Origin of the sequence: Allorhodopirellula heiligendammensis (genome assembly GCF_007860105.1) — a bacterium.
GTDB lineage: Bacteria > Planctomycetota > Planctomycetia > Pirellulales > Pirellulaceae > Rhodopirellula > Rhodopirellula heiligendammensis.
The window spans coordinates 2,444,451-2,458,330 of record NZ_SJPU01000001.1; the positions used below are offsets into that span (position 1 = coordinate 2,444,451).

General features: G+C 54.9%; 7 protein-coding genes and 1 pseudogene. All 8 read left to right on the forward strand.

Annotated elements, in window-relative coordinates; genetic code table 11:
• Positions 1 to 428: 428 nt before the first annotated feature.
• Positions 429 to 1,835 (forward strand): sulfatase-like hydrolase/transferase, encoded by a 1,407-nt coding sequence (locus Poly21_RS09185; protein ID WP_146406532.1) that lies wholly within the window; start codon positions 429 to 431, stop codon positions 1,833 to 1,835.
• A gap of 51 nt (positions 1,836 to 1,886) precedes the next feature.
• Positions 1,887 to 3,248 (forward strand): annotated as a pseudogene (locus tag Poly21_RS09190) (sulfatase family protein); the annotation flags it as partial.
• 105 nt (positions 3,249 to 3,353) lie between these two features.
• Positions 3,354 to 4,277, forward strand: coding sequence for an SMP-30/gluconolactonase/LRE family protein (locus tag Poly21_RS09195; RefSeq protein ID WP_302118501.1), 924 nt, complete (start codon positions 3,354 to 3,356; stop codon positions 4,275 to 4,277).
• A 203-nt stretch (positions 4,278 to 4,480) separates the two neighbouring features.
• The gene (locus tag Poly21_RS09200; protein ID WP_146406533.1) at positions 4,481 to 5,434 is read left to right on the forward strand and encodes an alpha/beta hydrolase; all 954 of its coding nucleotides are present in this window, start codon (positions 4,481 to 4,483) and stop codon (positions 5,432 to 5,434) included.
• Between the two features lie 51 nt (positions 5,435 to 5,485).
• A complete protein-coding gene (locus tag Poly21_RS09205; protein ID WP_302118223.1) occupies positions 5,486 to 6,388 on the forward strand; it encodes a ThuA domain-containing protein in 903 nt (300 codons plus the stop codon).
• Positions 6,389 to 6,482: 94 nt separating this feature from the next.
• Complete coding sequence (locus Poly21_RS09210; RefSeq protein WP_146406534.1) at positions 6,483 to 7,760, forward strand: SGNH/GDSL hydrolase family protein; 1,278 nt, start codon at positions 6,483 to 6,485, stop codon at positions 7,758 to 7,760.
• Positions 7,761 to 7,780: 20 nt separating this feature from the next.
• Entirely contained in the window at positions 7,781 to 11,236 is a 3,456-nt protein-coding gene (locus Poly21_RS09215; protein ID WP_302118225.1) for a PVC-type heme-binding CxxCH protein, read from the forward strand.
• 403 nt (positions 11,237 to 11,639) lie between these two features.
• Positions 11,640 to 13,586 (forward strand): sulfatase, encoded by a 1,947-nt coding sequence (locus Poly21_RS09220; protein ID WP_302118227.1) that lies wholly within the window; start codon positions 11,640 to 11,642, stop codon positions 13,584 to 13,586.
• Positions 13,587 to 13,880: the final 294 nt, after the last annotated feature.

Consider the following 13,880-nt stretch of genomic DNA (forward strand, 5'->3'; position numbering starts at 1 on the left):
CAATCTCGAAATTGAGATGGGCGGGTATGCCATTGTGTGCCCAGACTCGCGGTCGATCCTCCCACCCTACCTCATCCGTTTTCATTTCGAATGACGGCTCCCCGCGTTTGCTTGGTGTGGGCTTGACCGTCGCTTTGGCCAGCGGCCTTGGCACGATGACGCAAATCGTTGGTGTCGTGTCGCATATTATCCTCGGCATGGCGGAAATCCCGTCCACAATGTGGTATCCTTGCCCGCTAAAACGGCGTTGACTCCTGGCGGCTGGTTGTTTGCGGTGACGCAGTTCGTTGTGTGACGTAGCGAACGCAAGCTCTGAACGCAATTCAGCACACCCTCTGGGCGTTGCGATCTGGCTAAGCTCAACGGCACCGACAAAGCAGCTGTGATCTTTTGTCTTTCCCCATGTCCCCTCGAAGTCCCTGGTATTCATGAAACCCCTTGCACTGTTCGTCGCCTTGGCATTGTTGTCGGTAAGTGACGCCCCCCCCGTAATTGCTGCCGAAGATACCCGGCCTAATATCCTGTTCGTTTTTGCCGACGATTGGGGATGGGGTGATCTCAGTTGCCATGGCCACCCCTATGTGAAGACACCGAATATCGATCGGCTGGCCAAAGAAGGCACCGACTTCACTCGCTTCACGGTCGCGAGCGGGGTTTGCTCACCCAGTCGCACGGCAGTGATGACAGGACACTTCCCAGCTCGCTACAACATCGACGGGCACTTTGCGTGGGTGCCGAGCAATGCGAAACGGAATATGCCCGACTGGTTGGACCCGAGCTCGGTGACGCTACCGCGATTATTGCAGCAGTCAGGCTACGCAACGGCCCACTTCGGTAAGTGGCACCTTTCTAACAATATGATTCCCGATTCGCCGCTGCCCAGCGAATACGGCTACGACGAGTACGGAGCATTCAATTGCGCTGGCGAGCAGATGCCGGTGCACGAAGACGCCCAGCATACCATTGCATTTATTGAAAAGTGCGAGCGGGAGGGAAAACCATTCTTCGTCAACCTGTGGGTGCATGAGCCACATACGCCCTTTCATACCGTGCCAAAATACGAATGGCGTTTTCGTGACATGGAGAGTGCGCCCGATGCGATTTATGCATCGGTATTGTCTCACGCGGACGATCGCATCGGAGACGTGCTCAATACACTCGATCGCCTCGAGATTGCCGACGACACGCTCGTAATCTTCAGCAGTGATAATGGACCGGCGAGAGCGGGCGGCAATGCGGAACCGACCTTGATGTACGACACCGCCACGGGCGCCGGCTGGGGAACCGGTGCTTCCAAAGGTATCACCGCCGGCAGAAAAGGTCACAAAGCGGCTTTGTATGAAGGTGGAATCAACGTGCCCTTCATCGCTCGTTGGCCTGGAAAAATTGCGCCGGGCGCAATCGATGACTCTTCACTGATTTCGGCTGTTGACTTACTGCCGACATTCTGCGAGATCGCCGGTGCTGAGCTTCCCGAAGGCTACCAGCCCGATGGGATCAGTCAGCTCGCCGCGCTCACAGGAAGTCCTTCGGAGGTTCGCGAAAAGCCCTTGTTTTGGAAGATGAAAGGAACATGGCCCATACGCAAAGCAGCGCCCTATCACTGGGTCGCTTACGCCATCGTTGATCAGAACTGGAAACTACTCGCTAACGAGGACCTGAGCTATTTCGAGCTCTACGATATCGCGCAAGATCCCTACGAGAAAACAGATCTCAAGTCCAGTGAGTCCGTAGCCACGGATGTGCTCCTTGCGAAGCTCAAACAGTGGAAATCCACGCTTCCATCGCAGCCCAGCGGAAGCGTGTTCTCGACTGAGCGAGATAACCCGAAATAGTGCCCATCCGCACCGACGAACTGAATTGAGTCACCTCTTGCCAAACCCACCATGCGAACGATTCACGTGATAAAGCTATTCACTGTTGCCTGTTTGATCCATTCACTTGCGACCCTGCTTCCTGCGTTTGCTGAGGAGACCCGTCCCAACATCATCCTGATTCTAACCGATGACCAGGGCTATCAAGATGTGGGCTGTTTCGGATCGCCACATATCAAGACTCCTCATCTCGACCAAATGGCTGCTGAGGGATTGCGGCTAACAAATTTCTACGCGCAACCGGTCTGCGGCGTTTCGAGAGCGGCGCTCATGACGGGATGCTATCCGATTCGCATTGCCGAACCGGGCAATCTCAAACGCTTGCACACGGTTCCGCATCCCGATGAGACGACGATGGCGGAAGTTCTCAAGCGGGCTGGCTATGCGACCGGGATGGTGGGTAAGTGGCACCTTGGTCTGGACCGTCAAGGTACTCCCGGCGGAGTCGTGCCTGCGACGATGCCGAACGCACAGGGATTTGATTATTTTTACGGCACGCCGAAGTACAACGGCTTCACGGTTCACGTCGATGATGTGCCTTCACGCAGTCCGATCATGCGGAATGATGACGTGGTGGTCGAGGCGGTTCAGGACTGGGATCACATCACCGCCGTCTACACGCTCGAAGCGACCGAGTGGATCCAACAGCATCACGAGAGTCCATTTTTCCTCTACGTCGCGCATAACATGCCGCACGTTCCCCTGGGGGCCTCGGAAAACTTTAAGGGCAAGTCAGACGGAGGACCTTACGGCGACGCGATTGAAGAGCTTGATTGGTCCTGTGGCGAGATTTTCAAAACGCTGCAAGAGCTCGGTATCGATGATAATACCTTGGTTGTCTTTGCGTCGGACAATGGACCTTGGGTAGAAACTACCCGTGGCATGCAAGCTAACGGAAAACCTTTTATTCCCCGCGACCACTCCGGCAATGCCGATCCGCTGCGCGGTTGGAAGATGTCGGCGTGGGAGGGTGGCTCGCGAGTGCCGTTCATTGCTCGATGGCCAGGCCACATCCCCGCCGGTTCAGAGTCGAGCGAATTGCTCACTACAATGGATTTGCTGCCGACGTTTGCGTCGATTGCCAACGCAGAGCTGCCGGCTGTTGAACTCGACGGTGTTGACGCCTCGAGTTTTTTGCAAGGACAAGCCGAGAGGAGTCCGCGTGATGAGTTTCTCTATTACGCAGGTAGTCTGCTGACGGGCGTACGCCGCGGGCAGTGGAAATTGGTATTGCCCCGCGAAAAATCACCGGCCGGTCTTGGCTGGTGGGGGCGAATGATTGAACAGGTGCCAGAGTTACAGCTGTTTGATTTAAATACGGATCCAGGTGAATTGAACAACCTGGCATCAGCGCACCCAGACACCGTCACCTCTTTACTCAAGCGTATCGATCGAGCCCGCGCTGAACTCGGCGACATCGACCATCAAGGGAGTGGTGCGCGGCTCTACGACAACGGACCGCGGAGACTACAGGTTCCCGTGACAACGCAGGTCCGCACGAACTTGGTACAGGAGGATGCAAACGAAGTTCCCCAGACAACGCACAGCTTTATCGCATTCGGCCAAAAAACTTACATCGTCGATGAAAACGGTGTGAAAACCTGGACCTATCCCCACGCGACTCGCGATGGATATGTGCTCGACAACGGCAACATCATACTGACGCTCAATAAAGGGAAACGGTATCCCGGTGGTGCCGTCATTGAGATTACGCCTGATGGCAAAGAGACCTTGATTTGGAGCGGTACTCAGGCAGAGGTCAACAGCGCCCAGCCAACCGAAACTGGCACGTTCGTGATCACCGAAGCCGGAGACATGCCGCGTTTGCTGGAAGTCGATCGATCAGGAAAAGTATGGGTCGAGTTTCCGCTGCAGTGCCAAACCGACAATCATCATTTGGAAACACGGATGGCTCGGAAATTGGCCGACGGCACTTACCTGGTGCCTCACTTGCTGGATTTCGCAGTGAAACAGTACGACGCCACGGGCACGGTGATCAGCGAGATTGACACGACCGTACCAGGCGACTCCGCGAGATCGATTCACACTTGGCCATTCACCGCCATCCGGCACGGTGACGGCCAAACCCTCGTATGCTGCACCAATGGAAACCGAGTAATTGATTTTGACGCTGATGGAAATATCGCTTGGCAACTGACCAACGACGACTTGCCCGGACCGTGGTTACAGGATCCCTGCGGTGGGCAGGTGTTAGCCAATGGGAATGTTGTGATTGCCTGCTACGCCGGTGGTAGGAAAGATGCACAGGCACCCAAGCTGGTTGAGGTCAACCGACAGAAAGAAGTTGTTTGGACATACACCGACGGTCAGAAAGTTGGGATTCATCATTTCCAGATTCTTGATACCGACGGAGAAAAAAATCGAGGTAAACAACTCAAGTGATGCACCGCTTCGTCCTACGTTCCACAGATCGCGCCGCCATCTCGGCACATGCCGTCGACGGTCCGTGTGTTCACGTTCATGCCCTCTCACTTTATTGTTCTTCCGACTTGCCGTAATCACTAAGAATCAAGCAGCACTGCTGCTGTATATCAACTCGATGGACGTGATGTATGAAAACCACCCAGCCGTTAAATAGAACAACAATGCCGATAGCAATACGAGAGACGACGAATTGGTTTGGAGGCGTGGTGGTCTGCTTGATCCTCATGGGGGCAATCGCGTCTGCCCAATCCAGTGCAGGTACGGATGGCAGTGAAAACCTCAGCCAACTCGCACAGGAGACACCTATTGCTCAGGTGGCGCGGGTGGATGAGTTTCCCGGGGAAAAGTCCGATTGTGAAGGTTTCGACCGGTATGAAATTCGTACCTCGCAGGGCACTATCTCGGTGGTATGTCCCCACCATCCTGCACCCGGCAAACCCTGGATGTGGCGTAGTATGTTCTGGGGAGTCGGCGCGAACGCGACAAAGCGTGTGGCCCGCGGTGACCTGAAATTGGTTGAGCAGGGCTATTATGTTGTGATCGCACCGGGAGATGTTGCTGGTCATCCGAGGGGCAACCCGATCATTGATGCCGCCTATCAAATGCTCACGCAGGAATACGGGTTTTCCAAGACGCTTTCGATGGCCTCGATGAGTCGGGAGAATCTGGCTCTGTTTCGTTGGGCCGCCGCCAATCCGGAAAAGGTAGAGAGCATCTACGTTGACAACGGAGTGTGCAACGTCAAGAGTTGGCCGGGAGGTAAACTCGTGCCTGGTAACGACTCCGTTGCGGATGGGGACCCGAGATCGTGGGCGGGAATGAAACACGCTTATGATTTCGAGACTGACGAAGAACTGCTCGCGGCAAAGGTGAGCCCCATCGATCTGCTTGAGCCGCTGGCCAAGGCAGGCGTTCCGATACTGATGGTCTGCGGCACCAAGGATACCACGGTGCCGTACGAAGAAAATGGAGCACTCATGAAGGAACGCTACGAGAGGCTCGGCGGTGATATCACCATCATCTTTGAAGAGAAAGGGCACCATCCCCATGGGCTAGCTGATCCGACTCCGGTCGTGAGTTTTATTCAAACGATGCGTTCACGCCATCAGCAGTGAGTGGCTCGGTAACGAATCATTTAATTTACCTTGACGATTAGGTCACCAACGATGAAAAAATTTGGCATATTTAATCCTCCGCGTCGGCAGGCTCGCAGTCTGCTGGGGCTGATCACAACGCTCATCGCCATGTTGTTGGGTGCATCCAGCGTGGCGTTCGCGGTAGAGAAACCGCACGTTGTCCTGGTGGTGGGGACACTGCACTACTCACCGGAATTGAGCATGCCGCTGCTGGCGGAGGAGTTGGAACGATTCGGATTTCGCACGACGGTCGTGATGGGGACCGGTGATCCTGAGAAGAAGAGGGAGAACGTTCTGCCCGGCATCGAGGTATTGGCAGACGCCGATCTGGCAATCTTCTTCATGAGGTTTCTCCAACTCCCCGATGAGCAATGGCAGCCAATCGAAGACTATGTCAGATCCGGAAAGCCTGTGATCGGATTGCGTACGGCAAATCACTCGTTCAAGTATCCAGCGAAACATCCGCGATTCAGCTGGAACGATGACTTTGGGCGACGCGTTCTTGGTACCCCGTACGTCGTCCACCAGTCCAGCGCAACCAAGATTCAGGTGAACGAAGACGCTCGCCTTCATCCGGTCATGACAAACGTATTGAAGTCGCATTGGACATCGCCGGGGACGTTGTATTTAACACATTTCGAAGAAGGCTGTATTCCGCTCGTAACAGGCACCGGGACTGGCCGACCACGCGAGTTGAAAAAATCATTCGGGGTTATCCAGACGAAGCAATCGGAGACGGATACCGTCGCGTGGGTGTGGCAGAACGAGTGGGGCGGGAAAGTCTTCGGAACGACGTTTGGTCACCCCGGCGATTTCGCTGAAGAAGCAGTTGTCAGGATGATCGTCAACGCTGCGTGCTGGGCGGTTGAACTCCCACTGCCTGGCGCGGACGTTGAGATGACGACTTGGGAAATCGAGCGGGCCGACAAGTAGCCGCGCCGTGAGCGATGCTCCGTTTTCACCGCAAAAATCCGTCTGCATATCGCGTTAGCTCCGGCGATTCCTACCAAGAAAGAAGCACCGAAAGATGAGAAGTATTTGTTATACCGCTGCATTGCTAAGCTGCTGGCTGTCCGTCTCCCACGTACCCGCCCAGGCACCGATTCGACCAGGTGACCACGTCGCTATCGTTGGAAATACCTTTGCGGACCAGTTGCGTATTCACGGGTACCTCGAAACCATGTTGGTGCAGCATTGGCCTGAAGACCCGGTATCAATTCGCAACCTGGGCTGGGGCGGAGATATGCTAACGGCGCGTGATCGGCCGACGGGGTTCCCGTCGGAAGAGCAAACTCTCACCGATCATCGTACCGATGTGATCATCGCCTGTTTCGGGATGGGCGAATCCTTCGGCGGCGAGAGCCGTCTCTCCGATTTTCGAGCTTCGGTGCAGGCGTTCATCGAGTCTCATGCGGGCAAACAGTACAACGGGCAGACGGATGTACGATTGGTGCTGATCTCTCCGATCGCTTACGAGCAACTCGGTGAGTTGACACCTCACCACCAGCGGCGGAATCACGAACTGGCCATGTACAGCCGCGCCATGGAAGAAGTCGCCCGTGCTCAGAACGTGCCCTTCATCGATATCAATGAGCAGACGCGTTACCTGATGGATGAGCCGCAGGGCCCGAATCTGACCACCAACGGAATCCATCTGAACCGGTACGGTTACTGGGCGACCAGTCATTTTATCTTTCGGGAGCTTATCGCTGACGACAAAGAATTCAGCGAGCGCCCCTGGCGGATATTCATTGACGCTTCCGATTCATCCGTCAGTAGTAGCGGCGTGAAGGTTTCACATCTTTCGGACTTCGAGACAGGGCTGACTTTTCGTGTCGCCGAAGTGGCTGCCGCGACTCTGCCACCGCCCACTCACGACGAACTACCGCCACAACTTGCGCATCTGAGAGACTCGTTGACCGTCGTTAATCTGCCCCCGGGGATCTATTCGCTGAAGGTTGATGACGAACTCGTCGTGACGGCGAGTCACCGACAGTGGGCAGAGGGCGTCGCCGTTGACGGGTCGCCGGCTCACAAGATCGCCGAGGCGATTCGCTCGGAGGTCAACGAGAAGAATTTGCAGTTCACCTATAGTTGGAAGACGCTCAATCAGGTGCACATTGTGGGCGAACGAAAAAAGTCTCCCAGCGGAAAACAGTTGCCCGCCGAAGTCATCGAGTTCAATCGACTCGCCAATGAACGCGACGCAAGGTTGCGTAGTGGGATCCAACGGACAACTCGCGAGTGGAGTTTGACGCTGGATACATCAGAACAGAAGACTAACGAGATCAAGGCTAACCAATAATGAGAATGGAAACATCACCGATGCCCCCTCGCCCCCGCCCGGTTCAACGTCGCAATCACCTTTGGCGCTGCTCACGCGGCAGTCGTGTGTGGATGGTTCTATTGGCCACGATCGTTTTCACCAGCTCGACGTCAGCTCAAGATGCGTCAGGCATCAAAAACTTGGCGGACGCTGACCTCGACTTAATGGAGAATCATGATCCGGCGTCTGAACTTGAAAATTTTGAGTTGCTCGATGGATATCAGGTAAACCTGTTCGCCGCCGATCCGATGTTGGCAAATCCGACACACATGCACTGGGATTCACGTGGGCGACTTTGGGTTTCTTGTTCGTGGGCGTATCCACAATTGAAGCCAGGTGAGGTCGCCAATGACAAGATTATTATCCTCGAAGACACCGACGACGATGGCGTGGCCGATAAATCGACGGTATTTGCTGACGGGCTCTACCTGCCGACGGGCCTCGAATTGGCTAATGGAGGATGTTATGTCGCGCAGTCTCCAGATGTATTCTTTCTCAAGGACACCGATGGAGATGATGTCGCTGATGTCAAAGAATTGGTGCTGACTGGATTTGGAATCGAAGACAGTCACCACTCAGTGAGTGCCTGGCGACGGGGGCCCGGCGGATGGATTTATTTTCAAGAGGGAATCTTTTTGCATTCACAAGTTGAGACACAGCATGGCGTGTTGCGAAATTTCAATGGTGGCGTTTATCAGTACAACCCCCGCACGCAAGAACTCAGGATGTTTTGCACCGGTACCGGCGGGAACCCGTGGGGACACGTGTTTGACAAATGGGGACAGTCGTTCATGGTCAATAACCCCCGGATCATGTATCTGTCTCCTGCCACCGGGAATGGTTCCCAAAGCGTGAAAGTACCAACACTGATCAGCACAGAAAAACAATGCGGTGGCGATCTCGCGACCGGCTCGCACGTGGGAGACGACATCCGCGACAACCTGCTCAGCGGGCGATTTAAAAGTCGCACCATTATTCGATACGAGTTCACCGAAAATGGTGCTGGGTTCAGCGCGAATGTCCTGCCACCATTGATGACGAGCAAACATCCGAATTTCAGGCCGGTCGATGTCAAAGTCGGTCCCGACGGCGCGATTTACGTTGCGGATTGGTACAACTCCATCATCAATCATGCCAACCATGATTTCCGCGATCCACGCCGGGATCATGAGCATGGTCGAATTTGGAGAATCACTCACAAAGAGCGGCCGCTCGTCAAGAAGCCGGATTTTGATGGTGCCACCACCGAACAACTCGTCGACCACTTGAAGAGCCCTGAGACCTGGGTCCGTCATCAAGCGAGAAAGGAGATCAGTGAACGCGACCCCGACGAAGTCGCAGTCGTCCTTGAGGCTTGGGTAGATCGCCTTGATGCGGAGTCACCTGACTACGATCATCACCTCGTTGAAGCGATGTGGGCTTGCCAGAATGTGGAGCGTCCGAGCCAGAAAATTCTTAAATTGGTGCTAAGTGCCAACGACGGCCATGCTCGCTCGGCAGGCGCCCGCATGATTCGCTACTGGCACGAAGATCTTGACGATCCGATTGGCTTGGTTGCCAAGGCAGCCGGGGACGCTTTCCCGCGAACGCGAATGGAGGCGGTGCTATCAGCGGGATTCATCCCCGATGCGCAGGCGTATCCCGCGGCGCTGAATTCGCTGGATTATCCAGGCGACGATTTCCTCGATCTGGCCCTGCCTCAGACGAAATCAGCCTTGGAACCACTATGGCGTCCCGCCATGGAAGCTGGAACCCTCCGTTTCGATAATGAGTCTCACCGTGTTTTTGCTGAACAGGCGGCTGGGATAGGTTTTACCGAGAGAATTACTAGCTTTCTTGCTCAAGACAGTCCGACCGAAAAAGAGATTGCAGATTTCTGCAAACAGCTTCAGGCGATCGGCACGAACGACGACGTCCTCCCGGTAGTTTCAGCGTTGGTGAAGACTGGTGAAGAAAGATCACCTGAGGTTGCCATCGCCTTGCTCGAAACGCTCCGGCCGATGGCCAATCCGCGTCAGTCGCGAGCGCTTCGCCGGCGTTTGCAGTCGTTGACGCGACTGCTCGACCATGACGACGCTAACATCGCTTCACTCGCCGCTGAGAATCTCGCGGCCTGGGGTGTCAACGGTGTCACAGGACAACTTCTCGAGGTTGTCGAAAGTGAGCAGCGGCCGCCTGTGCTCCGACGATCCGCAGCTGTTGCCTTCGCGGAACTCGGTGGTGACCGCGAGCTGCAGAAGCTCGTTGATCTCGCCGAAAACGGCAACGCCGAAACACGCTACTGTGCGCTCGCAGGCGTTGTAGCCTCCGACCTGGACAAGGGAGTGAACATGACCGCGACGTTGTTGAGCGAGGATCCAAACGAAGCCGATCCTGCGCCGTTGCTTGTCGCGATTTTGAAAAATCGAAACGGAGTGAAAGCTCTTGCCGATGCGATGCAGGGCGTCGCTGTGGATCCGACTGTCGCGCTTCGAGTGGATGAGTTTCATCGCTCGACTGGGCTGCTCCCCAACCGTCTTGCTAGGCTATTTAGGTCGCATCCGAAATCGACTTCGCTCAATGAGCAACTGCTAGCAGAAAATCAAGCGAAGCTGACAAGCGATGTGGATCAATTCGGTGACGCCGATCGTGGTGAGCTGATCTACCGGCGAAAGTCGCTGTCATGCACGACTTGTCATGGAATTGGTCCGGTCGGTCCAGAGATCGGTCCGAACCTCGTTGCTGTCGGAGCAGCCGCTAAAACCGACTATATCGTCGAGTCCATCTTGCTGCCTAACAAAGCGATCGCTGAGCACTACGACAATCGAATGTTTGTGCTCGACGACGGTACCATCCAGACCGGCATCGTCACCTCCAAGAGCAAGGACGAGGTGGTCGTCCGAGATGCGGCCCAGGGTGGAAAGGAGGTGCGGCTTGCGGTGGATGAGATTATTGCTGAAAAGGCGATGGTTTCGGCCATGCCTGCTGGTCTCCCTGACCAACTCGCCAACCGTCAAGAGTTTCTCGACCTCGCAAAATTCGTGGCATCTTTGGGGCGGCCAGGTGCCTTTGCTAATGATGAAACTCCCGTCATCCGAAAGTGGCGACTTTTCACAGCGGCCCGAGGAGAAGAGCTTCCCAGCGACGATGACGAAGGCAGCACCGTATATAGCATGGTCAATGGTGAACTGCCCGCGAACGATTTTCCTGATGGCGATCGAGTGATTGCTCGCGGATATCTTAATGTACTCGTTGCCGGCGGTCTGCAATTTCAGGTCAATGATCTTACCGGTCTCAACTTCTGGATCGATGGCGAAAAGGTGAGTGATATATCCAGCCCAATTGAGCTTGCCAAAGGTCGACGAGAGTTGACGGTGGTCGTTGACAGCCAAAAACGCGGAAGTTTGGGTCTGCGAGTGGAATTGCAGCCAGCACCGAAGTCACCTGTAAAATTCCAAATCGAAGGCGGAATTTAATCCGCGCTTTCATAGCAGGTCTCATTCTCGCACGGCGCTGCGTGAATGAGACGCGGTGGGTGATCTGCTACTCAGTGATGCTCGCGAATCAATGGTAATTCACCGTGGGGCTGCAGCCGCGAAGATGAGTCGAGCACGGGTCGGTTCGTTCGATCGATTCCGACGATTGTCTTTGTCGCAAATCCGCACTCAGGTGTCGCAAAATGCCAGCCACTAGGGTCGTGCAAGTTACTACAATTACATGTGTTGGCGGTTTCTTGTCCGTAGCTATCTAGCGGACGATGAGAATCACCCTCAGGGTGGCATTGCTGAACTTCAAAGACGCTACCGCATGGCATGCACCCGCTGATTCTCCTGTCGCTCCGGCGGAACTGCCATCAACCATTCCAGATACATCAATCTCGTGACGTTGGAAACACCCAACCTCGACCTGGCTAACAGCTACATGAATTCATTCAATCGCTTGTCATGCGTAATTGCACTGGTAATTTTGCTGGCGCCGGTGTGCTTTGCGGAAGATACAACGCGACCGCAGCCCAACATTATCCTGCTTCTGACGGATGATTTGGGTTGGCAAGACGTGAAGTGTTACGATATTGACGCCCCGTGTCCCTATGAGACACCGAATATTGATGCACTGGCAACCAAAGGCGTGATGTTCTGGCAAGCCTATTCACCTGCTCCGACGTGCGCACCTTCGCGGTGCGCGATAATGAGTGGAAACCATCCCGCTCGGGCTCAGAAGACGCATGTCGTCGGCGGTGCGCCACCGTCACCGCACTCTCGCCAAGGCTCACGGATGATGGATCCCTGGTACAGCGGACGGATGCCAGCTGATGAGATGACGCTCGCGAGGGTACTGCGAGATAATGGCTATGTCACTGGGCACTCGGGAAAATGGCATATGGCAATCGATCACCATTCGTTTCCCCAACCGGAGGATCAGGGATTCGACTTCACCCGTTCGAATCGTGGTTCGCGGCGTCGCATGGATGATCGGCTGACGGGGTTCGCGACGGCCGCACCCGATGACCCATTTCGTCTAGACAAGAATGGCTACCCTTTCGATCAAACGAACCAAGACGCTTTGGCGTTTTTGGAAGAGAGCAAGGAGGAGCCGTTCTTTTTGTACTATGCAACTTGGCTGGTGCACTCGCCGATCCACACCCGCTCAGCAGCACACTTGAAGAAATACGTTGAGCGTCTGGGGACCGATCCCGCTGCGACTCCCAACAAGGACACCCCTGGCCAACTCAATCCGTTCTACGCGTCGATGGTTCAAGAGTTGGACTATTACGTTGGGCAGGTATTCGACTATCTAGACACGACCGACGACCCGCGCTGGCCTGGACACAAGCTTTGCGAGAATACCTATGTGATCTTTACGTCCGACAATGGAGGCATGGAGGGTGGTCCCAAGGAACGCTACACCGACAATCACCCACTGGCTCGAGGAAAGATCTCTGCCATGGAGGGTGGGACGCGGGTGCCATTGATCATCACCGGCCCAGGGATCTCCGCAGGAGTCGAAACGAACGTGATGGCGAACGGCCTCGATTTCTATCCCACAATCCTTTCGCTGACGGGCGTCAATTTGCCTGCTGGCAAACACCTTGATGGCTGCGACCTCGAGCCGATGTTGCATGGCGATCCTACGGACCCTGCGCTCGTCAAAGAAACCGATGGCTCGGTGCGCGACACGATGGTATGGCACTTTCCCCATGGTACGGCCTTAGAGAGTACGATTCGTACAGGCGACTACAAATTGATTCACAATTATGATTCTGTGAATGATCCGTCGACTCCTCCATTCGAACTATACCGTCTCTATCGAACCGCCGACGGCAGACAGCAGCGAGCGGATATTGAGGAGGCCATCAATTTAGCTGACGAATTGCCTGAGAAGACGGAGGCGATGTTTGGCGATCTGAACAGGGCACTGACAGAAATGAAGGCCAGCTACCCCAGCTACAATCCGAATTACAAAGGCAGTATGCCGCATAAGGATGAAGTGCCATCAGTGATCTCGCACTCCCAACACGGCAACACTGTTGAGTTCACCGTGCAGCAGGAGCATGCCAAGGTGGACCATGCCGATTTGATTTACACGCTAAACGGTGGCAAACAGTTTGAAGAGTTCTTTCGCGCCCCAGCCACACTGGCTCCCGACGGTACCGTCCTCGCTGAATTGCCCGCCGGGACAACGCATTACTTCCTCAACCTGATTGATGAGCATAATTTTTTGGTTAGTTATCCAGAGGTGCCCAATGCCCGGAGTCTCTTGCAAGACAAACTGAAGTACTCCGATGTTGCGTTGACCGCCCAATCGATTGGAGGGGCAGGGAAATAGAGGCAGTGAAATAGAGGCAGGGAATGAATGAGCATTCCACGCAGGTGAGTGCTGCCAGTTTGCCAACCACCGATCCAGTTGCCCTCGACGGATTTTTCGGCCATTGTCAAATCGAAACGAGAATTGGCGAGGAAAACGCAACCCGTACCCGCAGAGATATCCCTTAACAAGAAGTGTTTCCGTCGACGACGCAGCTTCATTACAGTCAGCCATCGGCGGATGATGAATGCTCTATCTCTACGTGAAAACAACCATCGCTCATCGCAAAGTCATGGCCGTCGACTGCGATATTCC